At 63.0% G+C, this 22417-nt stretch carries 20 protein-coding genes; 12 read left to right on the top strand and 8 right to left on the bottom strand.

Annotated elements, in window-relative coordinates; genetic code table 11:
- Positions 1 to 42 precede the first annotated feature (42 nt).
- The 5 genes from WDB91_RS18460 to WDB91_RS18440 form a co-directional block, all read right to left on the bottom strand.
- Positions 43 to 1677 carry a GMC family oxidoreductase gene (locus tag WDB91_RS18460; protein WP_339115131.1) on the bottom strand — a complete coding sequence of 545 codons (1635 nt, stop codon included), beginning with the start codon at positions 1675 to 1677 and terminating at the stop codon, positions 43 to 45.
- A gap of 81 nt (positions 1678 to 1758) precedes the next feature.
- Entirely contained in the window at positions 1759 to 3150 is a 1392-nt protein-coding gene (locus WDB91_RS18455) for a cytochrome c (protein ID WP_339115130.1), read from the bottom strand.
- Entirely contained in the window at positions 3147 to 3668 is a 522-nt protein-coding gene (locus tag WDB91_RS18450; RefSeq protein ID WP_339115129.1) for a sugar dehydrogenase complex small subunit, read from the bottom strand. The genes WDB91_RS18455 and WDB91_RS18450 overlap by 4 nt, the downstream gene beginning before the upstream one ends.
- Before the next feature lie 379 nt (positions 3669 to 4047).
- Positions 4048 to 5325 carry an L-fucose:H+ symporter permease gene (fucP, locus tag WDB91_RS18445; RefSeq protein ID WP_339115128.1) on the bottom strand — a complete coding sequence of 426 codons (1278 nt, stop codon included), beginning with the start codon at positions 5323 to 5325 and terminating at the stop codon, positions 4048 to 4050.
- Between the two features lie 33 nt (positions 5326 to 5358).
- Positions 5359 to 6531, bottom strand: a complete 1173-nt coding sequence (locus WDB91_RS18440; protein ID WP_339115127.1) for an ROK family transcriptional regulator — start codon at positions 6529 to 6531, stop codon at positions 5359 to 5361.
- Between the two features lie 163 nt (positions 6532 to 6694).
- Between WDB91_RS18440 and WDB91_RS18435 the strand changes: the two genes are divergently transcribed.
- From WDB91_RS18435 to WDB91_RS18380, 12 genes are all read left to right on the top strand, one after another.
- Positions 6695 to 7708 carry a sugar ABC transporter substrate-binding protein gene (locus WDB91_RS18435; protein WP_339115126.1) on the top strand — a complete coding sequence of 338 codons (1014 nt, stop codon included), beginning with the start codon at positions 6695 to 6697 and terminating at the stop codon, positions 7706 to 7708.
- Between the two features lie 87 nt (positions 7709 to 7795).
- Positions 7796 to 8866, top strand: a complete 1071-nt coding sequence (locus WDB91_RS18430; protein WP_339115125.1) for an ABC transporter permease — start codon at positions 7796 to 7798, stop codon at positions 8864 to 8866.
- Positions 8863 to 9642: an ATP-binding cassette domain-containing protein gene (locus tag WDB91_RS18425; protein ID WP_339115124.1), complete on the top strand. Its 780-nt coding sequence runs from the start codon at positions 8863 to 8865 to the stop codon at positions 9640 to 9642. The genes WDB91_RS18430 and WDB91_RS18425 overlap by 4 nt, the downstream gene beginning before the upstream one ends.
- 333 nt (positions 9643 to 9975) lie before the next feature.
- Positions 9976 to 11523 (top strand): MDR family MFS transporter, encoded by a 1548-nt coding sequence (locus tag WDB91_RS18420; protein ID WP_339115123.1) that lies wholly within the window; start codon positions 9976 to 9978, stop codon positions 11521 to 11523.
- Between the two features lie 852 nt (positions 11524 to 12375).
- Positions 12376 to 13236 carry a transporter substrate-binding domain-containing protein gene (locus WDB91_RS18415; RefSeq protein WP_339115122.1) on the top strand — a complete coding sequence of 287 codons (861 nt, stop codon included), beginning with the start codon at positions 12376 to 12378 and terminating at the stop codon, positions 13234 to 13236.
- A 129-nt stretch (positions 13237 to 13365) separates the two neighbouring features.
- Positions 13366 to 14106 (top strand): amino acid ABC transporter ATP-binding protein, encoded by a 741-nt coding sequence (locus WDB91_RS18410; RefSeq protein ID WP_339115613.1) that lies wholly within the window; start codon positions 13366 to 13368, stop codon positions 14104 to 14106.
- Complete coding sequence (locus WDB91_RS18405; protein WP_339115121.1) at positions 14106 to 14774, top strand: ABC transporter permease subunit; 669 nt, start codon at positions 14106 to 14108, stop codon at positions 14772 to 14774. Before WDB91_RS18410 ends, WDB91_RS18405 begins: the two co-directional genes overlap by 1 nt.
- A gap of 10 nt (positions 14775 to 14784) precedes the next feature.
- Positions 14785 to 15453 carry an amino acid ABC transporter permease gene (locus tag WDB91_RS18400; protein ID WP_339115120.1) on the top strand — a complete coding sequence of 223 codons (669 nt, stop codon included), beginning with the start codon at positions 14785 to 14787 and terminating at the stop codon, positions 15451 to 15453.
- 19 nt (positions 15454 to 15472) lie between these two features.
- Positions 15473 to 16402 carry a nitrilase-related carbon-nitrogen hydrolase gene (locus WDB91_RS18395; RefSeq protein ID WP_339115119.1) on the top strand — a complete coding sequence of 310 codons (930 nt, stop codon included), beginning with the start codon at positions 15473 to 15475 and terminating at the stop codon, positions 16400 to 16402.
- Complete coding sequence (hydA, locus tag WDB91_RS18390; RefSeq protein ID WP_339115603.1) at positions 16399 to 17853, top strand: dihydropyrimidinase; 1455 nt, start codon at positions 16399 to 16401, stop codon at positions 17851 to 17853. The genes WDB91_RS18395 and hydA overlap by 4 nt, the downstream gene beginning before the upstream one ends.
- Positions 17853 to 18488 (top strand): aspartate/glutamate racemase family protein, encoded by a 636-nt coding sequence (locus WDB91_RS18385; RefSeq protein ID WP_339115602.1) that lies wholly within the window; start codon positions 17853 to 17855, stop codon positions 18486 to 18488. The genes hydA and WDB91_RS18385 overlap by 1 nt, the downstream gene beginning before the upstream one ends.
- 25 nt (positions 18489 to 18513) lie before the next feature.
- Positions 18514 to 19422 (top strand): LysR family transcriptional regulator, encoded by a 909-nt coding sequence (locus tag WDB91_RS18380; RefSeq protein ID WP_339115601.1) that lies wholly within the window; start codon positions 18514 to 18516, stop codon positions 19420 to 19422.
- 29 nt (positions 19423 to 19451) lie between these two features.
- Here the strand turns inward: WDB91_RS18380 and WDB91_RS18375 are convergent, their stop codons facing one another.
- The 3 genes from WDB91_RS18375 to WDB91_RS18365 are packed head-to-tail and all read right to left on the bottom strand — an operon-like array spanning position 19452 to position 22398.
- A complete protein-coding gene (locus tag WDB91_RS18375) occupies positions 19452 to 20864 on the bottom strand; it encodes an amidohydrolase family protein (protein ID WP_339115600.1) in 1413 nt (470 codons plus the stop codon).
- A 3-nt stretch (positions 20865 to 20867) separates the two neighbouring features.
- Positions 20868 to 21401, bottom strand: coding sequence for a TRAP transporter small permease subunit (locus tag WDB91_RS18370; protein WP_339115599.1), 534 nt, complete (start codon positions 21399 to 21401; stop codon positions 20868 to 20870).
- A gap of 10 nt (positions 21402 to 21411) precedes the next feature.
- Entirely contained in the window at positions 21412 to 22398 is a 987-nt protein-coding gene (locus tag WDB91_RS18365; protein ID WP_339115598.1) for a TRAP transporter substrate-binding protein, read from the bottom strand.
- Between the last annotated feature and the right edge of the window lie 19 nt (positions 22399 to 22417).

Raw genomic sequence — 22417 nt, 5'->3', positions numbered from 1 at the left:
ACTGAATCCGGCAGGCCCGATTTCCGTTTAGGGTAAGGGCTATCAGCCCGCCGAAAGATCCTCGCGGATGGCTTGGGCCGCCCGCAGCGACAGTGCCGCCATGGTCAGCGTCGCGTTCACCGTGCCCGCCGCAGCCATCGTCCCGCCGGTGGCAAGGAAGAGGTTCTGGTGGTCATGGGTCCGGCACCAGCTATCGGTCACGCTATCGCGCGGGTCATGGCCCATGATCGTGCCGCCGCAGATGTGGTTATTGGGCGTGAAATGGTCCGACATCTCGATCTCGGTCGCGCCGAAGGCCTCGGCGATGGTGTGCAGATGCTCGCGCGAGGTCACGGCCGCGCGGCGCACATACTCGCCCACATCGTAATAGACATCGGGCATCGGCAGGCCGAGGCTGTCCTTGCGGTCCTTCGAGAGCGTCAGGCGGTTATCGGGATCCGCCAGCGTCTCGTGATTGACATAGATATCGACCCCGCAGGCCGAGCGGCGGCGGATCTCCTCGTCGAGCGCGCGACCCACCTTGCCGGTGGCCAGCGCCTTCATGCCCGCTTTTGATGTCTGGGCCGTGTTGTTATAGCCGATCTGGATGGCCGAATGCTCGCCCCGCCAGTCGCCATCACGGAAATTGGTGATCGAGGACATCTGCACCGAGCCCTGCCCCGCCCAGACGGGTTCGGCGGCCACAAACGACATCGAGATGCCCGGATGGTCCATCATGTTACGTCCCACCTGATCGGAGGAGTTGGCGATGCCGTTGGGGTTCTTGTCATTGGCCGCGATCAGGAGAAGCTTCGGTGTCTCGATCCCGTTGGCCGCGATCACGAAGCGCTTGGCTGTGACCTTGGTCGAGTTCTTGTCGGGATCGTAGAAATGGAAGGCGGTGATGTCGTTCTTGGCATCGGTATCGATGCGGTAGACCACCGCATTGGGGATTACCTTCGCGCCGAGCGCTTCGGCCTTCTCGATCGAATAGATGCCGTTATACATCGCCCCGATCGGGCAGATCGGCATACAGTTGTTATTGCCGCAGCATTGCGGGCGCCCGTCATAGGGCTCCGAATTGCGGCCTTGCGGAACGGGAGTATTGTCGTAACCCAGAGGCGCTACGACCTCGGTGAACCGGCGGTCGCCATAGCCATAGGGCATAGAGGTCATGGGCCAGGGCTGGGCGCGCGGGGCGGAAGGGGTGATCTCCTGGCCGTTCGGGCCCATCACGCCCATCTCGACCTCGGCCTTGTAGTAATAGGGTTCGATCTCGTCATAGCTCAGCGCGAAATCACGGCCCACGCCGTAACGGCTCTGCATCTCGAAATCCGACGGCAAATAACGCCAGGACGAGGCCGCCCAGTGCCATGTCGTGCCACCCACGCCCTTGATGATGCCCTGCTTGTAGGCGGTGGCATCAGGGCCGGTGGTCTTGAGATAGTTGTTATCGGGGAAGAAATTGGTGTGCGGCGCCCATGGGACGGTCGGATAGGGGGTGGCGTAATCGAAGCCTGCCTTGTTGGCGGGGGGCATGTAGCGCCAGTTCTGCACGATCTGGTCGCGGTCATAGCGCGGGCCTGCATCGAGCACGATGACCGAGAGACCGGCGCGGGTCAGATCAAGGGCGAGAAGCCCGCCACAGATACCTGCACCTGCGATGACGACATCGGCGCTGAGAGTGTCTTGCGACATGGGAGGTCCTTTCGGAACGGCGCCGCGCGGAGCGGCGCATGGAAGGGGGGCTGGCGGGGCATGGGGCCCCGCCGGAAGGTGTCAGCGGCGGCGGCGGATCAGCCACACCACCAGCAGGACCAGCACGAGAAGCACAACGAGGGCCACGCCGATCATGATCTGGGGGGCTGCGAGCCGCACGAGCGGTGCGACGGGGCCACCGGTGCGCAGGGTTTTCACCTCATCGGCGGTCACGGTCTGGCCGGTATCGCCGAAGGTTGTGCTGGCATAGCTGGCAAGCCGCGCGATCTGCGCATCGTCAAGCTTCTGCACCAGACTGTCCGGCCCGAAGCCCGGCATCAGAGTGTGCTTGCCATCCGCCTCGCGGGTCACGCCATGCAGGATGGTGGAGACCAGATTGGCGCTCTGGCCGTTTTCCAGCGTCACATTGCCCTTGAGCGCGGGATATGTCCCGTCTTTCGAGCCCTCGCCCGACAGCCCGTGGCAGGAGGCGCAGGCGGTCTCGTAAAGCTCGGCGCCGCCGGCATCTTTGGCCAGACGGTGCCCTGTGCGATTGGCGCTATGCTCCCACGGCGCGAAGGCGGCATCGGTGGCCTGGCCTGCCGCGGGGGACAGATCGCTGTCGCGCGCCGGCAGGCTGCGAAGATAGGTGACCATCGCGTCGATATCGGTATCGCTCAGGTGCTGGAGGCTGTATTCCACCGCTTCCGCCATCGGGCCGGAGGCGCGACCATGGGTGGCGATCCCCGTCTTGAGATAGCGTGCCAGATCGGCATCGGACCAGTCCGACAGCCCGCCCTTGCCCGGCGTCAGATTGGGCGCATACCACGCGCCCACATCACCGCCCGCCATCAGATCGGCGTTTTTCGACCCCATCAGCAGGTTGCGCGGCGTGTGGCAGGTGCCGCAATGCGCAGGCCCCTGCACCAGATAGCGCCCGCGGTTCCATGCCTCGGACTGGTCGGGATCGGAGGTGATCGGCGCACCGCCTGCAAAGAGCGCGTTCCAGCCGATCATCGCCCAGCGTTGGGAGAAGGGGAAGGGCAGGTCGGTCTCGGGGGCGGCTGTCTCGACGGGCGCGACATCCTGCATGAAATAGTCATAGAGCGCGGCGATATCGGCATCGCTCATATGGGCATAGGCCGGATAGGGCATCGCCGGATAGAGATGGGCACCATCGCGGCGGATGCCTTTGCGCACCGCGTCCGAGAATTCCTCGAGCGTGTAGCTCCCGATCCCGAACTCTTTCGAGGGGGTGATGTTGGAGGAGGTGATCACCCCCATCGGCGAGTTGATCGCATAGCCGCCCGCAAAGGATTTGCCACCCTTGGCGGTATGGCAGGCCGCGCAATCGGCCGTGGTCGCGATATAGGCGCCGCTGGCAGGGTCGGGGGTCTGCGCGGCAAGCGGGCTCGCCAGAAGGCCGAAGCCCATAAGCGCCCGCGCCATGCGGGTCAGAGGAAAACGGGTCATAGCGGCTCCCCGAAAGCAGGCATGTCGGATAGGGCAGGCGGTGCGACAACCCACCAGTTGGGACCGTCGAGCGCATAGGTCGGGATCGGCACGGCATCGCGAGCGGGCTGGTACATCAGCGCCGTATCGAAGGCATAGACGGTTGCATCACTGCCGGTGGTCGTCACGCCGGAATACCACGCAGCGACGATGGCAAGGAGCGTATCGTGGAGCGGATCACCTTCAAGGCTCTGGGCGAGGGTCTCGACATCGGGAGCGTTTGTGGCGGAGATTTTCGTCTCCAGCGCGCGGGCCTTGGTGTCGAAATCCTCCTGCGCGGCGGAAAGACCGTCGAGGAGCCCCTGTCCGGTGCGGGGATCAAGCGCCCCGTGGCCGGTCACGAACTGTGACAGCGACATGAATCGGGTCAGACGCGCGGTGTTCTGGGCAAGAAGCTGCTGCGGTAGGGCTGTGAGGAACAGTCCCACGGCCGAGCTTCCCAAGAAGCCGCGGCGCGTCAGAGAGAGTTTGGGTGGCATTGTGCAGTCCTGACTCTATCGGTTTCGGAAACGGTTAGCGCTAATATGCGCGTCATCTGTCACAATCGGTAACCGAGGCAAGTCGATTTCTAATCGACTGAATATCGACGGTTTTTTCAGCCTATAGCGAAACTGGCCCGTCAATTGCCGAGGCTGTCCACCATAAGTTAAGAAAATAAATGGATTAATTAGCGGTCTAATCTTATGAGGCGTCTGCCTCAAAATGATGTAAAACCACATGAAGCATGCGTCATTTGCATGACGGATAGACCTCAAACGCCGTGCCTTTCCATCTGTTTTGTCAATTCGATTGTTTAAAAACGCCCGAATCTCTTCGGGCGTTCGATGGAGGTTCTGAGGATCTTGGGGAAGAGCGGACTCAGTGGTGCCGCCGCTCGGAGGTCAGGTCAAAGAGCGCATAGGCGCTCACCACAGCGAAGCAGAGAGCGGGGACGAGATAGGAGAGCGCCGGCCCGAACCGGTCCAGCATGGCAGCCTGCACCATCGGCATGACCGCCCCGCCAGCAATCGCCATGACAAGGCCCGCAGCCCCGAATTTGGTATCCTCTCCAAGCCCTTCGAGCGCGATCCCATAGATCGTGGGGAACATGAGCGAGAGACAGGCCGAGAGCCCCGTCACCGCCCAGACCCCCGCCAGACCGGGCAGGCCCGCCGCAAAGAGGCACAGGCCCGTCCCGAGGAGGGCCATAGCACAAAGAAGCCGTGCGGGCCGGATGACGGTCATCAGACCTACCATGACAAAGCGCGCCAGCAGGAAAACCAGAAGGCTCGCCTGCAGCACCCATCCGGCCTCGGCCTCGCTGCCGCCGATTGCGCCCAAGACATATTGGATGGTGAAGGTCCATGTGCATGTCTGTGCCGCGACATTGAAGAATTGCGCAACAACACCAAAGGCATAGTGGCGGTTGCGCAGGAGCCGTCGCAGGGCTGCGTTAAAGTTGTGGGCCGGTGCGTCGCGCCGTTTTGCGGTGCGCTCGGGCAAGCGTTTGAGCGCGATTGCCAGCCAGATCGACAGCAGCACGAAGGCCAGTGCCACATAGGGCCCCATCACCGCGGCCAATTCGTTCTGCCGGATCGCGTCAAGCTGCGCAGGCGCCATTGCAGCGCGTTCGGCATCTGTGGCGGGGTTGAGATTGGGCAGGATCAGTGTGGCCGAGAGCAGGACGCCGATATTCGTGCCCACGGGGTTGAACGCCTGTGCGAGGTTGAGGCGGCGGGTGGCGGTGGCTTCGGGACCCAGCGAGATGACAAAGGGATTGGCAGAGGTCTCGAGAATCGAGAGCCCGCCCGCCAGACAGAAAAGCGCGGCCAGAAAAAAGCCATAAGTCATCATCAGGCTTGCAGGATAGAACAGGAAGGCGCCGATGGTCGCAAGCCCGAGCCCCGTCAGCATGCCTGTCTTGTAACTGAAGCGGCGGTTGATGAAGGCGGCAGGCAGCGCCAGCAGAAAATAGGCCCCGTAATAGGAGAACTGCACGAGCGAGGCCTGTAGTGAACTCATCGAGAAGATCCGCGAGAAGACCTGCACCAGCGGGTCGGTCAGGTTGGCGGCCACCCCCCAGACGGTAAAACAGATGATCAGCAGCAGGAAAGGCAAGCGCATTCCCTGCCCGACGAAGGGGAGACGTTCATTCATCGGAATTCTCATGATTATGGGCCGTTGGCGCGCTTATTGCAGGAAATAGCGGTCGAAGACTGGGCCACAGGCCGCGCCCAATGTGCGGGCATTGGAGCCGGTCTGGGCCAGTTGCGGGGCGGGCGGGATCAGACCGCGCGTGTCGAGCTGGGCCAGAGCGGCGGTGGTGCGGGTCACGATCCGGGCGCGCACCTCCTCTGGCATGGCGCCGCCGATCAGCACGGCCTCGAAATCCATGACCGCGCCGATGGAGCGGATGGCATGGGCGAGCGCGCGGGCGGTGGTGTCGATCCATGGTCCGAGCTGGCGCTCGAACCCGCTCCAGTCCTGCGGGCGGGTCCAGAGCGCGGAGGTATCGAGCCCCTCACGCGCGATCGCGTTCTCAAGGAGATAGAGGGAGGCGGCGTCCAGAAGCTGCACCTCTGCGCCATCCGGACCGGGCACGCGCAACGAGCCGAAGGCCCCCGCATTGCCCTTGCCGCCCACAACGACTTTTGAGTCGAGCACCACGCCGCCGCCGATGAAGGAGCCTATGAAGAAATAGGCGTAATCGCCGAATTCCCGCCCGCGCCCGAAGACATGTTCGGCGCGGCAGGCGGCGGTGCCGTCATTCTGCGTGATCAGCGGCAGATCGGTAATCCGCGCGACTTCGGCCTGGATGTCGGTCTCACGCCAGATCGAGAAACCGGCGGGAGCGTCGAGCGCTTCGGTCCAGCTCCAGATTTCGGCGGGCGCCGCGATTCCAAGCCCGCAGATGCGTTCTTTCTGCAGCGGGCTCAGCCCCCGCGTCAGCCGCTCCATCCCCGATTCGAGATAGGCGAAGAGCGCATCGGGCATCGGGTAGCGATAGGTGGTCTGCTCCTCGGCCAGCACCTCTCCGGCAAGGTTCATAACCATGAGATCCGCCGACCGACGCCCGATCTTGAACCCGAAAGACAGCGCGCCATCGGGATTGATCGCCATCGGTATCGAGGGTTTCCCGATCCGCCCGCGCTTGGGTGTTCCGCGCAAGAGAAACCCGTCATTTTCCAGTTTTTTCAGAATATTGGAGACGGTTTGCGGGGTCAGCCCCGTCAGCTTGGCGATATCCATGCCCGGCAATTCGCCATGGCGCTGGATCGTCGACAGGATCAGCCGCTCGTTATGCGCGCGCGCACCGATATGATTGACACCCCCTCCGAGGGCGCGGATCTCGCTTCCATCCATGTCTCATCCTCCACGTTCGATTAAGCTAAAGGGAAAAATATATAAATCAATTGGAATTATTTATTGACGCGTTTTGCGCGGAATGCCACCGTGAGACAGACCGGTATCGTCCGGTTGCCGTGCTTTGAGGAGGGCACGGGAGACTTCTAGGGAGGAAGATCCGATGAAAACACTGATTTCGGTCAGCGTGCTGACGCTTGCTGTCTCGGCGGCAGGGGCATGGGCGGCAGATACAAGCGCCTGCCTGATCACCAAGACAGATACCAATCCGTTCTTCGTCAAGATGCGTGAGGGTGCCGAGGCCAAGGCGAAAGAGCTGGGCATCACGCTCAACAGCTATGCCGGCAAGGTGGATGGCGATAACGAGACGCAGGTGAATGCGGTCGAGACCTGTATCGCCAACGGCGCCAAGGGCATCCTGCTTACCGCCTCGAGCACCTCGGCCATCGTGCCCTCGATCGAGGCCGCGCGGGCAGCGGGGATCCTGGTGATCGCCCTCGATACGCCGCTCGACCCGATCGATGCGGCCGATATGACCTTTGCCACCGACAATTTCCATGCGGGCGAGCTGATCGGCCAATGGGCCAAGGCCAAGCTGGGCGATAAGGCACAGGATGCCAAGATCGCCTTCCTCGATCTCGATGTCAGCCAGCCCACGGTGGGCGTGATGCGCGATCAGGGCTTCATGCAGGGCTTCGGCATCGATCTGGCCGATCCCAACCAGTGGGGCGACGAGAGCGATCCGCGCATCGTCGGCCATGATGTGACGCAGGGCAACGAGGAAGGCGGGCGCAAGGCGATGGAGAACCTCCTTGCCAAGGATCCGATGGTCGATGTGGTCTATACGATCAACGAGCCTGCCGCCGCGGGTGCCTATGAGGCGCTCAAGTCCATGGGGCGCGAGAAGGACGTGCTGATCGTGTCGGTCGATGGTGGCTGCCCGGGTGTGCAGAATATCGCCGATGGTGTGATCGGGGCGACTGCGCAGCAATATCCGCTCCTGATGGCGTCCAAGGGGATCGAAGCGATTGCGGCTTTCGCCAAGGATGGCACCAAGCCCGAGGCGACTGATGGCAAGACCTTCTTCGATACCGGTGTGGCGCTTGTGACTGACCAGCCTGTCGAGGGGGTCGAGTCGATCTCGGTGGCCGAAGGTCAGGCTATGTGCTGGGGCTGAGTGCCAGCATGATCGCATCCAACCCGTCCCGAGGGCGGGTTGGGAACACGGACGGAGCGCTGCGCTCCTGCACTCATGGGGGGAAACATGAGCAGCTCGGATCAATATGAAGATGTGGTCAAGAAACGCGAGGCCGAGCGGTTTGCCGAATTCGAGCCAGCGCGAAAAGGGTTTGCGGGTCGCGCCCATGAGGCGCTCCATACCAATCCGGCGTTGGTGCCGCTGATCGTGCTTGTGGGCGCGCTTGTCGTGTTCGGGCTGGTGCTGGGGAGCAAGTTCTTCTCGCCCTTCGCGCTGACGCTGGTGCTCCAGCAGGTGCAGATCGTGGGCATTCTGGCCGCCGCGCAGGCGCTGATCATCCTGACGGCGGGGATCGACCTCTCGGTAGGGGCGCTGGCGGTGCTCTGCTCGGTCATCATGGGCCAGTTTACCTTCCGCTACGGCATTCCCGCGGAGCTGTCGGTGGTGATCGGGCTGGTTTGCGGCACGCTGATCGGCGGGATCAATGGCTGGCTCGTGAGCCGCGTGAAGCTTCCGCCTTTCATCGTGACGCTCGGCATGTGGCAGATCGTGCTGGCGGTGAACTATCTCTATTCGCGCAACGAGACCATCCGCGCCCGCGATATCGAGACCGAGGCGCCTTTCCTGCAGATCCTCGGCACCAAATTCGCGCTTGGCGGCGCGGTGCTGACCGTGGGCGTCGTGGTGATGCTGGGCGTTGTGCTGGTGCTGGCCTATGCGCTGCGCTCGACCGCTTGGGGGCGCCATGTCTATGCGGTGGGCGATGACCCCGAGGCGGCCGAGCTGGCCGGTGTCAGCCGCCACAAGACATTGATGTCGGTATATATGCTGGTGGGCTTCATCTGCGGGCTGGCGGGTTGGGTGATGATCGGCCGTTTCGGCTCGGTCTCGCCTTCGGCCACCACGGGCGTCATCGGCAATATCCAGGCGATCACCGCGGTGGTGATCGGGGGGATCTCGCTCTTTGGCGGGCGCGGCTCGATCATGGGCGCATTGTTCGGCGCACTGATCGTGGGCGTGTTCGAGCTGGGCCTGCGCATGGCAGGGGCCGACCCGCAATGGACCTATCTGCTGATCGGTGTGCTGATCATCGCCGCTGTTACCATCGACCAATCCATCCGGAAGGTGACCCAATGACCCAAGCTGTTCTTCAGGCGCGCGGCCTCGTGAAGCGCTATGGCCGCGTTACCGCCCTCGATCATTGCGATTTCGACCTGATGCCGGGCGAGATCCTCGCGGTGATCGGCGATAATGGCGCGGGGAAATCCTCGCTGATCAAGGCGCTTTCGGGCGCGGTCAAGCCCAATGCCGGCGAGATCCTCCTTGATGGCACACCCGTCCAGTTCGCCTCGCCCAATGATGCGCGGGCCGCAGGGATCGAGACGGTCTACCAGACGCTCGCCATGTCGCCCGCCCTCTCGATTGCCGATAATATGTTCATGGGTCGAGAGCGGCGTGTGCCGGGGATTATGGGCACGCTTTTCCGCAAGCTCGACAAGCGCGGGATGGAGGATTTCGCCCGCCAGAAGCTGGCCGAGCTGGGTCTGATGACCATCCAGAATATCTCCCAACCCGTCGAGACGCTCTCGGGGGGGCAGCGGCAGGGGGTGGCGGTGGCCCGGGCTGCGGCTTTCGGCTCGCGCGTGGTGATCCTCGACGAGCCCACCGCCGCACTCGGGGTCAAGGAAAGCCGCCGCGTGCTCGATCTCATACAGGAGGTGCGCGCGCGCGGTATTCCGATCATCCTGATCTCGCATAACATGCCGCATGTGTTCGAGATTGCCGACCGTATCCATGTCCACCGGCTGGGAAAGCGGCTCTGCGTGATCGACCCCAAGGCGCATAGCATGTCGGATGCGGTGGCCTATATGACCGGCGCCGCCGTCCCCGAAGGCGTGGCGGAACCGGCCTGAGGCCAAGCGGCCCCCGATTCAGCCCCTGATCCGGCCCGCAGATTTCGTGGGGGCTTGCGCATCATCACCGGTGTGCCAGCCCCTAAGGCAAATGCCGCGCTGCGGATCGCACAGTCTACGGCGATGGGCCTCGAAGGTCCCGATGCCATTGCCGCAGTCCGGCAGGCGCCTGTCAACAGGGCCCGATTTGGCCACTGGAGGGCTGCGCGGCTGATGGGCTGGCAGCAGACCCCCGAGCATTCCCTGGGGGCGGGTGTTTGCAGAGGCCCCGTTTGTAACAAAAAAGGTGAATGGTCCTCTTTCCATTGTCGGGGAATTTGCCGACAAGGCAGCATGACCGATACGTCCCGTCCCCCCGCCAAAGGCCTGCCGCCACATCTGCGCCGGCTGTTTGCAGGGCTCATCCTGTCGATGATCCTTGCCGCGCTCGACCAGAGCATCGTCAACACCGCCCTGCCGCGCATGGCCGGCGATCTGGGCGGGCTTGCGCATCTGAGCTGGGTGGTGACGGCCTTCATGCTGGCCTCGACCTCGGCGACGCCGATCTTCGGCAAGCTGTCGGACATGTTCGGGCGCAGGGCCTTCCTGATCGGGGCGATCAGCCTGTTTCTGGTGATGTCGATGCTTTGCGGTCTGGCGCAATCCATGCCGCAACTCATCGTTTTCCGTTTCCTGCAAGGGGTGGGGGCCGGGGGGATCATGACGCTGACCCAGACGGTGATCAGCGATGTGGTTACCCCGCGCGAGCGGGTGCGCTATCAGGGGTTTTTCTCTGCGGCCTTCGCCTTCTCGAGCCTTGCCGGTCCCCTGCTGGGGGGCGGGCTGACGACCGCGCTCTCGTGGCGCTGGGTGTTCTATATCAACCTGCCGATCGGTCTTCTGGCGTTGGCGCTTCTGTGGCGCGCGCTGCCGCCACCGCCGCCGCGCAAACCGCACCGGATCGATTACGAGGGGGCCGCACTTCTGGTGACGGGCGCCTCGTCGCTCCTGCTGCTCTTCAGTCTTGGCGGTTCGCTCTTTGCATGGGGATCTGTGGCGTCCTTCGCTCTTGGCGGGCTCGGCCTGCTGGCGATCGCGCTTTTCCTTTGGGTCGAGACGCGAGCCAGAGAGCCCTTGATCACGCTTCCGCTTTTCCGGATCGGGGCCTTCTCGACGGGGATTCTGACCATGGCCTGTATGGGCTTTGCCATGATGAGCGCGATGGTCTTTCTGCCGCTCTATTTCCAGCTTGTTTTGGGGCTCAACCCTGCGCAGGCGGGCGCGATGATGCTGCCGCAGATCCTTGCGATGGTCCTGACATCGATCTTTGGCGGCAGGCTATCCGCGCGGCTGGGGCGGCCCAAGGTCTTCATGGTCACGGGGATCGGGCTGGAGGCGCTGGGGCTTGGCACATTGGCGGTGCTGGCCACCTATGCGGCGCCTGTGCCTGCCTTCTGGGGGGCGCTGGCCATGCTGGGCTTCGGGATGGGCATTGCCATGCCCAATGCCACGGCTATCGTCCAGAACGCGGTGCCCAAGGCCAGTATCGGCAGCGCCACCGCCACGATGTCCTTCCTGCGCTCGCTGGGCGGGGCGTCGGGCGTGGCGGTCTCGGGCGGGGTGATGGCGCAGGGCCTGACGCTGGGGTTGCGCCATCTGGGGGGCGATGTCGATATCCGTGCGATCGTGAATGGCGGGATGGAAGCTGTCGCACAGCTCCCCGCAGCCATGCGCCCCGAGATCGAGGCAGCTTTCCGCCATGCGATCACCGGCTCCTTCGAGATCGGGGGGGCGGTGATGAGTGTGGCCTTCATCGTGGCGCTGACGCTGCGCAATACTGGCTTTGCACCTGCAGATATGCCCCACGAGGGAAGGAAGCCGGCAACAGACCGCAACGTCTAGTCCTTCGACATTTGGACCATCAAACCCGGCCCGCCCGCGGCTGGATCAGTGCACATCCCGTCGCGGCGCATTGCAAGACGCTCTTCGGCCAGGATCACGCCGGGGCGGGTATGGATATGCCCGACAAGTTCTGTGCGCCGGAAAAGCCGAGCGCTACATTTGGCCGGTTGTTCCGAGACGTCGATCCCGAAGAGGCCTACTGGGGTAGCCCGCTCGGGCAGGCATCCGATACCCTTTCTTTCCCAGACGGGGGGCATTTATAGGGTCGAGTTCCGGACGTCGCGGGGAGGTTCCAGAATAATAAGATGCCAAAACCAGAATCTCTCCGAGGGTAGGGGCAAAAAGGATATACGCCGGAGGTCAAGCCTTTGCCGGTATATCTCCAGATACGGATACGGTTGGTGGCGGGTCTTGATCAAGATCTACAGGCCAAGGCAATGCGCCGTGCACCCCTGCACATCCCGGATTCGGACGGTCGAAATCACGCTGAGCGGTTCGCCCCGGCTTTTCAGGCGGGACGGGATCGCAAATGAGGTAATATCACATTGCCTATATTTTATCACAATCGGTGAAATATTAATCACAACAATCCTGCCCGATTGGAGGCTATGCAAGGATTTCATGTCAGGCTAGCCGAAGTTTCCAATATTAATCGATATTTTCCAAATGGATAGCGGGTTTCTGATCCAGTCAAGACACATGCGCGTCTCTATATATAAACAGATCAAATATGATGAGTTAAAACATAATCCAGTTCTATATTGGAATCCGGTGCGGATGCTGGCGAATATTGCGGGGTAGGGACGCGACCCAACAAGTGTCCCCCTCCCGATCCGGCAACAGGAACCCATTATGACCCGCACCCTCCTTCTTACGACTGCCGCCCTTCTCGGGCTTGCAACCTCCGCTCTGGCCGAGCCCGCAGCCATCAAATCCGATGGATATAAAGTGGCGCTCGACGGCACTTTCGCCCCCCATGCCATGCCCACGATGTCGGGCGAGGTCGAGGGCTTCAATATCGATCTGGCCAAGGCGATCGGCGAGAAGCTGGGTGTGCCGGTCGATGTGACCGCAGCGCAATTCTCGGGTCTGATCCCCGCGCTGCAGGCCGGCACCTATGATTTCCTCGTGGCCCCCGTGACCGTGACAGAAGAGCGTGCCTCGAACCTGCTCTTCTCGGAAGGGTTCATGGATACCAATTTCAGCTTCGTCGTGCCCAAAGGCTCCGATCTGTCCGGTGCGGCAGGGCTCGATGCGTTCAAGGGCAAGACCATCGCTGTCAACAAGGGCTCGGTCTATGAATCCTTCCTGAGCGAGCACGCGGCGGACTATGGCTGGACGGTCGTGACTTTCGGCACCACGAGCGACGCCATCCAGGCCGTCACCTCGGGACGTGCGGATGCCTCGCTCGGCGGCTCGACCAGCGCTGCATGGGCGGTCAAGAAGAACCCTGCGGTCGCGCTGTCCTACGAATACCCGACGGGTCTCGTCTGGGCCTTCCCCTTCCGCAAGGATGACGCGCCCACCCGGGATCTGATCGATAGCGTTCTGGAATGTCTCAAGACCGATGGCACTATGGCATCGCTCTCCGAGAAATGGTTCGGCGTCGAGCCGACCAAAGGCACCACTATCGTCACCCCCACGCCGGGTTATGGCACGCCGGGCTTTGATGGCTATGACCCGACCGAGCACGACGTCACCTGCACGTTCTGATCCATCGGAACGGATGTGACGTCACAGGCGAGCCCGTCGTCCTCCCCCGGACGGGCTCGCCCCTTTGGGCCCCGCGGGCCCGCAAGACCCAAGTTCCCGAAGAGGCACCCGATGACCCAGCCCCGCACCATGCTCGAGATCCACGCGCTCGAGAAACGCTTCGACCAGACCGAGGTGTTGAAGAATATCGACCTCAAGGTGCGCGAGGGCGAGCTGGTATTCGTGATCGGTCCGTCGGGGTCGGGGAAATCCACCATGCTGCGCTGCTGTAACCGGCTCGAGGAGCCGACCTCGGGCGCGATCATGATCGATGGAGAGCGCATCACCGACATTCCCCGCCGCGATCTGGACAAGATGCGCCTCAAGGTGGGTATGGTGTTTCAGGGCTTCCATCTCTACCCGCATATGTCGGTGCTGAAAAACGTGATGCTGGCGCAGGTCAAGGCTTTGGGGCGGTCCAAGCCCGAGGCAGAGGCCCGCGCGCTCGAGATGCTCGATCAGGTCGGGCTCAAGCACAAGGCCCATGCAAAACCCTCCGAGCTGTCGGGCGGCCAGCAGCAGCGTGTGGCCATCGCCCGCGCGGTGGCGCTCGATCCCAAGGTGATGCTGTTTGACGAGCCGACCTCTGCGCTCGACCCCGAACTGGTTGGCTCGGTGCTCAAGGTGATGAAGGAGCTGCGCGAAAAGGGCATGACCATGCTGGTGGTCAGCCACGAGATGGCCTTCGCCCGTGAGGCCGCTGACCGGGTGGTGTTCATGGATGGGGGCTATGTCATCGAACAGGGCCCGCCGGAGGAGATCTTCGGCAATCCGCAATCGGAGCGCCTGAAGACGTTCCTGTCGCGTGTTTCGGGGCATGAGGCGGCCTGATGCGGTTTCTCGATACGTTTTTCAACCCCGCCGTGATCGACAAATACCTGCCGCAGGTCGTGGCGGCGATGGGCGTCACGCTCTATCTCGCGATGGCCACGATCGTGACCGGCGTCGTGCTGGGCGGGCTGCTGGCCTGCCTCAGGGCGGCCAATCTGAAAGTGGTGAACTTCTTCATCATCGTCTTCGCCGATATCATGCGCGCGTTGCCGCCGCTGGTGCTGATCCTGATCTTCTATTTCGGGATGCCCTCGGTGGGGCTGAACCTCTCGGCCGAGGTGGTGATCTGGCTGGTGCTCTCGGCGGTGCTGACAGCCTTTGCCGAAGAGATCTTCTGGGGCGGTCTGACCTCTGTCTCCGCAGGCCAATGGGAGGCCGGACGTGCCACGGGCCTCTCGAAGTTGCAGACGCTGGCCTATATCGCCTTCCCGCAAGCGCTGCGCATGGGCATTCCGCCGCTCGTCAACCGCGTGCTGGCCACCACCAAACTCACCGCGCTCGGCTCGGTGATCGGGGTGAAGGAGATCCTCTCGGTCTCCTCCTCGGCACAGAGCTTTTCGGGATCGGCCACGCCGCTGACCATGGCCGCGCTTGCCTATCTGGTGATTTTCATCCCCGCCGTTATTGCGTCCCACTGGGTGGAACGCCGCTTCACCTACCGGACGTAAGGGGCGCCCCATGGATATGTTCCTGACCACATTCTTCAATATCGACATCATGATGCAGGCGCTGCCCCTGCTTCTCAAAGGCGCCGTCACCACGCTGGAACTCTGCGCCGTGGTGATCGTCTGCGGTCTCTTTGGCGGGCTGATGCTGGCGCTCGGCGCGCTCAGCCCGCGGGGCTGGCTGCGTTGGAGCGCGGTGGTGTATATCGACCTCTTCCGCGCCATCCCGCCGCTTGTGCTGCTGATCTTCGTCTATTCGGGGCTGCCATTTGCGGGGATCGAGCTGTCGCCCTTCGTGGCGGTGGTGATCGCCTTTTTCATGAACAACTCGGCCTATTTCGCCGAAGTGTTCCGCGCAGGCATCAATGCCGTTCCCAAGGGCCAGACCGAGGCTGCACGGGCCACGGGTCTCTCATCCACACAGACCATGGTCTCGGTGGTGCTGCCGCAGGCTGTGCGCAACGTGTTGCCCGATCTTTTGTCGAACACGGTGGAGGTGGTGAAGCTGACCTCGCTGGCCTCCGTCGTGTCGCTATCCGAGCTGCTCTACTCGGCCAATATGGCCCGCTCGGTGACCTATAACGCCTCGCCCCTTGTTCTGGCGGCGCTTCTCTATCTAGCCGTGTTGTGGCCGCTGGTGCGGGTGATCTCGCGCTTCCAGCGTGGCTTGGCCGTGAAATAACCCGAAAGGAAGACTGAAAATGACCAAGATGATTATCGGCGGCGCCCAGATCGGCGGCATCCAGAAAGCGGAGACCCGCGAAGAGGTTGTCGCGCGGATGATGGCGCTGATGGATCAAGCGCATGAGAAGGGCGTCGAATTCCTGACCTATCCGGAGATGACGCTCACAACATTCTTCCCGCGCTTCTATGTCGAGGATCGCGCCGAGTTCGACCACTGGTTCGAGACCGAGATGCCGAACCACGCCACCGCGCCGCTCTTTGCCAAGGCCAAGGGCTACGGTATGGGCTTCTCCTTCGGTTATTGCGAACTGACGCCCGAAGGCGAGCATTTCAACACCTCGATCATCGTGTCCCCCGAAGGCGAGATCGTGCTGAAATACCGCAAGACCCACTTGCCGGGCCATGCCGAATACGAGCCCGAGCGCAGCCACCAGCACCTTGAAAAGCGTTACTTCCTTGCGGGCGATACCGGCTTCAATGTGGTGCGCAATCAGGGTGTGATCATGGGTCTGGCAATCTGCAATGACCGCCGCTGGCCGGAAAGCTGGCGCGTGATGGGGCTGCAGGGCGTACAGCTCGTGACCATCGGCTATAACACCCCTTCGCAGAACAATCTCTCGAAGGACGAGGGCATCGAGCGCCGCGTCTATCACCATGAGCTGTCGGTCTGTGCAGGCGCCTACCAGAACTCGACCTATGCGGTGGCCGTGGCCAAATGCGGCATGGAAGACGGCAACCATATGTTCGCAGGCTCGATCATCGTCGATCCCGACGGGTTCGTGATTGCGCGTGCGACAGGCGAGGGCGACGAGCTGATCGTGGCCGAGGCCGATTTCGACAAATGCGCCTTCGGCAAATCGACGGTGTTCAATTTCGAGGCCCATCGCCGCACCGAGCATTACGGTCTGATCGTGTCGCAAACCGGCGTGAAAGAACCCGCGCAATGACATTCGATACCGTGATCCATGGAGGGACCGTGGTCACCGCCGACGGCCTGTTCAAAGGGGATCTCGGTATCAGGGACGGCCGCATTGCGGCCGTCTGCGAAACACTGCAGGGAGGCGCGCGCCGGATCGATGCCGGCGGACGTCTCGTGATGCCCGGCGGGATCGAGACCCATGCCCATATCGCACAGGAAAGCTCCTCGGGCGTGATGAGCGCCGATGACTATCTCTCCGGCTCGCTCTCGGCGGCCTTCGGCGGCAATTCCTCTTTCATCCCCTTTGCCGCACAGCATCGCGGGCAATCTGTGGATGAGGTGATCGCGACCTATGATGCGCGGGGTTCGCGCTCGGTCATCGACTATAGCTACCACCTGATCATTTCCGATCCGACCGAAACCGTGCTGCGCGAGGAACTCCCCCGCGCATTCGCCCGTGGCATTACGTCCTTCAAGGTCTTCATGACCTATGATCTGATGAATCTGGGCGATGGCGGGATGCTCGACATCCTGAGCGTGGCGCGCGCGCATGGCGCGATCACCATGGTCCATGCCGAGAATAACGACATGGTCAGTTGGATGAACGGGCGTCTGGCGGCCAAGGGGCTGACCGCCCCCAGATATCATGCCATTTCCCGTCCCGAGCTGGCCGAGGAAGAGGCGATCAACCGCGCGATCCAGCTGGCCAAGCTCGTCGATGCGCCCCTGTTTATCGTCCATGTCTCCACCGCGGGCGGCGCCGAGATCGTGCGGCGCGAGCAGTGGAATGGCGCGAAACTCTATGCCGAGACCTGCCCGCACTATCTGGCGCTGTCCCGCGATGATCTCGACCGTCCCGGTATGGAGGGGGCGAAGTTCATGTGCTCGCCGCCGCTGCGCGATGCGGCCACGCAAGAGGCGCTCTGGAAACATATCCGCATGGGCACCTTTGTGGGGGTTCATTCCGATCACGCGCCCTACCGCTATGACGAGACGGGGAAATTCCTGAACGGAGCCGATGCTCCCTATCCTAAGATAGCCAATGGCATGCCCGGCATTGCCGCGCGTCTTCCCTATCTCTTCTCCGAAGGGGTGGTAAAGGGCCGGATCACGCCCGAACAGTTCGTGGCGCTTTCGGCCACCAATACAGCCAAAGTCTTCGGCTGCACCACCAAGGGGCGCATCGCACCAGGGTGGGATGCCGATATCGCGATCTGGGACCCCGAGGAAACCCGCACGGTCCGGCTGGCCGACCAGCATGACAATATGGATTACACGCCCTTCGAGGGGATGGCGCTGACCGGTGTGCCGAAACTGGTGATGACCCGTGGTCAGGTGATCGTTGAGGAGGACAAACTGGTGGCGCGCGAGGGGCAGGGCCGGTTCTTCGGTCGGGCGCCGGCGGATCTGCGCGCGACCTCCGGTTATATGGCCAAGGAATTCGATCCAAGGCAGAATTTCGGAACGGAGTTACGTTGATGGGTAAGATCCTGATCATCAATCCCAATAGCGCGCAGGCGGTGACCGAGGGCATTGCCCGCGCGGTGGCGCCTCTGGGCCCGCATTTCGAGGCGGTGGGCATTGCCCATGGCCCCGCGACGATTGCCAGTGACGAGGATGTGGCTCGCGGCGGTCTCGATGTGCTGGAAATGGCGCGCTCGCGCCCCGATGCGCGTGCCTATATCACCGCCTGTTTTTCCGATCCTGGGCTGGATCTCCTGCGCGCCGAAGGGACAAAACCCGCGATCGGCTGTCAGGAGGCCGCGATCCTGACGGCGCTGGCACGAGCCGACCGGTTCGGGATCATCGCGCTTTCCGAGCGGTCGATCCCGCGCCATCTGCGCAAGATCCGCCAGATGGGGGTCGAGGCGCGGCTTGCGGGCGAGCTGGCGCTGCCTGGTGTCTCCGCCGAAGCCTCGGGGCGCGATGAGGCCGTCTACGGTCTTGTCTGCGCGCGGGCGCGCGAACTGGGGGCTGCGGGTGCGGGTGCCATCGTGCTGGGATGTGCCGGCATGGCGCCGATCAGGGCACGGCTTGAGCGCGATACGGGACTTGCGATTATTGATCCGGTTTTGGCCGCGGCGGCAATCGCACTCGGAACGATCCTGGGGTAATATGCCTCAAAAAGGATCGACCAACATGGAAAAAATTGAGGGCCTGCCGGATATCTCCTTGCGATTGCTGGAGATATTTGCGGCCATGATGCGGTGCTCGACCACCGTGGAAACGGCGGAATTTCTGGGGATCTCGCAGCCTGCGGTCTCGGCGGGGTTGCGCCAGCTGGAAAGCCAGCTGGCGTTGACGCTGTTTGACCGCACAGGGCGGCGTCTGCAGCCTACCGCAGAGGCGCGTGATCTCTTCGAGGAAATCCGCCCGCTTTTCGGGCTCTTGCGGTCGTTTTCGACGCGGGCGCGGGATATGCGCAGTGGGCGGGTCGGACGTTTGCGGGTGATCGCGACGCCGCCTCTGGGGTATTCGCTGGGCCCCAAGGCCCTACGCGCCTTTCTGGCAAGCCGCCCCGAGGTCACCATTTCCTATGATGTGCGGCGTCTGGCGAATGTGCTGGAGGCGGTCGAGACGGGGCAGGTCGATATCGGGCTCGTGCTCAATGCCGAGCGGCTGGAGACGGTGAATTCCGAGCTGATCGAGCGCAGCCAGATGGTCGTTCTGGTGCCCGAGGAGGATCCGCTGGCGCAGGAGGTGCAGATCTCGGCACAGCAACTGGTGGGCCGTCCGCTGGTGGGCATCGATCAGGCCTCGCATCTGGGGCGGCTTGTGGCCAAGAGCTTTGCCACCGACAATGCGGCCTTCCGGCCCCAGATCGAGGTGCGCTACTGCCAGACTGCGGCGGCGCTTGCGGCGGGTGGTATGGGGGTAACGATCGTCGATCCCTATTCCGCCGAGCCCTATCTGCAAAAGGGTCTGGTGGCGCGGCCCTTCGTGCCGGCCTGCGAGATCCGCGCCTCGATCCTGACACGGAAGGGCGTTCCGCATTCGAGCCTTCTCATGGGCTTCGTCGAGGCTCTGCGCGGGAGCCTCGAGAGCTGAGTCAGGCCCAGTAGATCAGGCCCAGTAGATCAGGCTCTGTGGAGCGGCGAGACGGGACGGAAGCTTCCGGCTTGGGCGATGTGCACCCGCAGCCCGAGGCTTTCGGCGCGTGCGCGGCCCTCGGGCGGCACGATCATCGTGGTGCCCTGACCCACCACCTTGCCACGTTCGAGGATCGCACGGCCCTCGCCATAGCTCAGCACCGGTTTGCGCGCGGCCAGATCGATCACCGTCACATCCGCATCCGCGCCGATGCCCAGATGGCCCTTGCTACCCGACAGGCCCATCATCCGCGCCGGAGCGACCGAGGTTTTGTGCACGAACTCCGCCAGCCTCAGCGCGCCGAGATGGACAAGTGCCAGCCCGCGCTCGCACAGATCGTTGCGCGGTAGCCCCCCGCCATCCGTGGCCAGCGCATCGATGGCGAAACTGCCATCGTCGCGTTTGAGAATGGCCAGCGACAGGCTGGTTTCGGGCGGATTGACGAAGAAACTCATACCGATATCGGTCATCGCCTCTCGCCAGGCCTGCACGGCAACTGGGCCGGTTTCCAGATGCGTGACACCATCCTCGTAGAGATGGATCCACGCCCAGCCCTCGGCAATCGCCTTGGCCATACCGTCGAGATCGGGGCTGTAGCCGCCCGCGATCAGGTTGCGCTGGGTTGCGACGCTTTCGGGGATGCCATTGGAACATTTGGCCGAATTGCCATTGATCGGGGCCAGATAGCTTTCGGACCAGATATTGGGATGGGCGCTCAGGATCCGGGTCGCCTCCCATGCCTCGAGATGGGCGGAGGCCTCGAAGCCGCGCGCATAGGCATTCACATGCGGCAGATGCAGCGGATGCCCCGCCGCCAGATCGCAGGCCTCGCGCATCCCGTGCAGGTTCTGCGGAGTTTCGAGCGTGCCTGCATGGAAGGCCACATGCGCACCCTCGCGGGCGCAAAGCTCGATCACGCGGCCAGAGGCAGTGGCCGAGAGCGGAAAATGCCCGCCAAGGATCTTGAGCCCGACCGCCCCCGCCTGGCGGGCTCTGGCCAGTGCCGCCTCGAGTTCGGGCATGTCGGGATCCGTGCCCTCGACCGTATGGCCGGGGCGGATATAGTCGATACAGGCCAGCGTCAGGCCGGTGCCGGTGCGGGCCGCGATCTCCATCACGCTGTCAATGGGGCCGGCCATGTCGAGGGCTGTGGTCACCCCCGCAAGCGCCAGCATCCGGTGGCCTGCGGCGCCGCCCATCCAGTTCGAGACATGGACATGGGAATCGATGATGCCGGGTAGGACATGCAGCCCCCTCACATCCTCGACCCTGCGCGCGGGCGCGGTGATCTCGGGGGCGACCTCGGAGATTTTACCGGCCTCGAAGGCGATGTCGAACCGCCCTTCGCGAGCGGAGACGGGGTCGCACAGGATCCCGCCGCGAAGGATCAGATCATACATGGATCACTCCTCGATCGCGTCGCTATCTGCGGGCGGGCGGTCCCCCATATGGCGCGCAACCAGATGGACGAACACCATGAGGATCATCAGGGGCACCGCGATCGCCACCCAGAAGGTGGTGAAGGGCAGCGCCTCGGCCATGGTCTTGGAATGGCGCAGCAGGAAGCCGCGGGCGAGGTTGAGGTTCGGCCCGACGAAGCAGTAGAGCAGGATCGGCCCGAGATAGATAATGACCACGATCGAGCGCAGGAGTTCCGCCCCCGTCTGCAGCCAGAGCGGGCCGCCCTTCACACTGTTCATCAGCGCCGGATCGAAGCGGCGCTTGAAGGCCATGCTGGCGCCGATGAGGCCGGCCCAGATCATGGCGTAGCGTGCCGCCTCCTCGGTCCAGCTTGGCGGCTGGTCGAAGAGATAGCGCGCCACGACCTGCAGGAGCACGATCCCCACAAGGAGGACCAGCGCGATACAGGTGACCACGCTGGCGAGACGATCGAGAACCGCACTGGTCCTCAGGATAACGGTTCTGATCGGTCCCATGTCCCGCTCCTTACTCGCTGTCAGCTGCCGCTTTGGCATCCTGCCATGTTTTCAGCTCGTCCGCGGTCAGGGTCGTGGCCCAGAGCGGCTTGGCCAGCGCTTCCATCTTGTCACGCTCGCCTGTGGCCAGCGGGGTGATCGTCACGCCCGCTTCTTCGAGCTTGCCATCCACTTTCGAGGACCAGTCCGCAATCCACTCGCGATTGGCCTTGAAACCGGCGGCAAGCGCCGCGTCGATCTGGGTCTTCTCCTCGTCCGAGAGGCCCTGATACCAGTCATCCGAGATCATGACCGCGCGGGTCGAGGGGAAAAGATCGGCGGGGGTGTAATATTTCAGGAAGCTCGTATGGCCGGTGCGCAGCGAGGAGGAGGGCGGGTTGAAATAGCCATCGGTCACGCCGGTCTGGATGGCGTTGGCCACCTCGGCCCAGGCGATCACGGTGCCATGGGTGCCGAGCGCTTCCATCAGCGAGAGCTGCTCGCCATTGAGCGCGCGGAAGCGCAGATCCGACAGGTCCTCGACGGTGGATACGGGGTGCTTGGAGTTGTGGATACCCATCGGCGTGCCGATGATGTTGAGACCCTCGAAGCGCACACCGGTTTCGAGCATGGGGGCGTTGAAGGCCTCCATCATCGCGGGCTCGCTGGTGATCTTGTCCATCTCCGCGTCATCGCTGAAGAAGAAAGGCAGGGTCGCGCCCTTGAGCAGCGGCGAGAGCGAATAGGCGGTGGAGATCGCGCCCAGATCGATCTCGAGAAGGCCGGTCGAGACCTGGTCGAGGCGTTCCTTTTCCTTGCCCAGCGTATCGGATGGGAAGAGCGAGACGGTGAAATCGGTGCCTTTGAGCGCATCGCGGAAGCCATGGGCGAAGGCGGCCTCGCCATTGATCTCGGCATCATCGACATTGTTGAAGCCGATCTTGATCTCGGAGGCCTGCAGCGCGGTGGTGCCGAGAAGGAGGGCCGCAGTGGCCATGAGGGGAGCAAAACGGGTCATAGGGAAGATCCTTTGGGTG

This window comes from Thioclava sp. GXIMD2076, assembly GCF_037949795.1.
GTDB lineage: Bacteria > Pseudomonadota > Alphaproteobacteria > Rhodobacterales > Rhodobacteraceae > Thioclava > Thioclava kandeliae.
Note: the sequence above shows the minus strand (reverse complement) of the source record. Positions and strands in the feature narration are given on the sequence as shown.

Coding starts and splice junctions, on each gene's coding strand:
- WDB91_RS18460 (WP_339115131.1), bottom strand. CDS start 1,677: ATGTCGCAAGACACTCTCAGCGCCGATGTCGTCATCGCAGGTGCAGGT.
- WDB91_RS18455 (WP_339115130.1), bottom strand. CDS start 3,150: ATGACCCGTTTTCCTCTGACCCGCATGGCGCGGGCGCTTATGGGCTTC.
- WDB91_RS18450 (WP_339115129.1), bottom strand. CDS start 3,668: ATGCCACCCAAACTCTCTCTGACGCGCCGCGGCTTCTTGGGAAGCTCG.
- fucP (WP_339115128.1), bottom strand. CDS start 5,325: ATGAATGAACGTCTCCCCTTCGTCGGGCAGGGAATGCGCTTGCCTTTC.
- WDB91_RS18440 (WP_339115127.1), bottom strand. CDS start 6,531: ATGGATGGAAGCGAGATCCGCGCCCTCGGAGGGGGTGTCAATCATATC.
- WDB91_RS18435 (WP_339115126.1), top strand. CDS start 6,695: ATGAAAACACTGATTTCGGTCAGCGTGCTGACGCTTGCTGTCTCGGCG.
- WDB91_RS18430 (WP_339115125.1), top strand. CDS start 7,796: ATGAGCAGCTCGGATCAATATGAAGATGTGGTCAAGAAACGCGAGGCC.
- WDB91_RS18425 (WP_339115124.1), top strand. CDS start 8,863: ATGACCCAAGCTGTTCTTCAGGCGCGCGGCCTCGTGAAGCGCTATGGC.
- WDB91_RS18420 (WP_339115123.1), top strand. CDS start 9,976: ATGACCGATACGTCCCGTCCCCCCGCCAAAGGCCTGCCGCCACATCTG.
- WDB91_RS18415 (WP_339115122.1), top strand. CDS start 12,376: ATGACCCGCACCCTCCTTCTTACGACTGCCGCCCTTCTCGGGCTTGCA.
- WDB91_RS18410 (WP_339115613.1), top strand. CDS start 13,366: ATGCTCGAGATCCACGCGCTCGAGAAACGCTTCGACCAGACCGAGGTG.
- WDB91_RS18405 (WP_339115121.1), top strand. CDS start 14,106: ATGCGGTTTCTCGATACGTTTTTCAACCCCGCCGTGATCGACAAATAC.
- WDB91_RS18400 (WP_339115120.1), top strand. CDS start 14,785: ATGGATATGTTCCTGACCACATTCTTCAATATCGACATCATGATGCAG.
- WDB91_RS18395 (WP_339115119.1), top strand. CDS start 15,473: ATGACCAAGATGATTATCGGCGGCGCCCAGATCGGCGGCATCCAGAAA.
- hydA (WP_339115603.1), top strand. CDS start 16,399: ATGACATTCGATACCGTGATCCATGGAGGGACCGTGGTCACCGCCGAC.
- WDB91_RS18385 (WP_339115602.1), top strand. CDS start 17,853: ATGGGTAAGATCCTGATCATCAATCCCAATAGCGCGCAGGCGGTGACC.
- WDB91_RS18380 (WP_339115601.1), top strand. CDS start 18,514: ATGGAAAAAATTGAGGGCCTGCCGGATATCTCCTTGCGATTGCTGGAG.
- WDB91_RS18375 (WP_339115600.1), bottom strand. CDS start 20,864: ATGTATGATCTGATCCTTCGCGGCGGGATCCTGTGCGACCCCGTCTCC.
- WDB91_RS18370 (WP_339115599.1), bottom strand. CDS start 21,401: ATGGGACCGATCAGAACCGTTATCCTGAGGACCAGTGCGGTTCTCGAT.
- WDB91_RS18365 (WP_339115598.1), bottom strand. CDS start 22,398: ATGACCCGTTTTGCTCCCCTCATGGCCACTGCGGCCCTCCTTCTCGGC.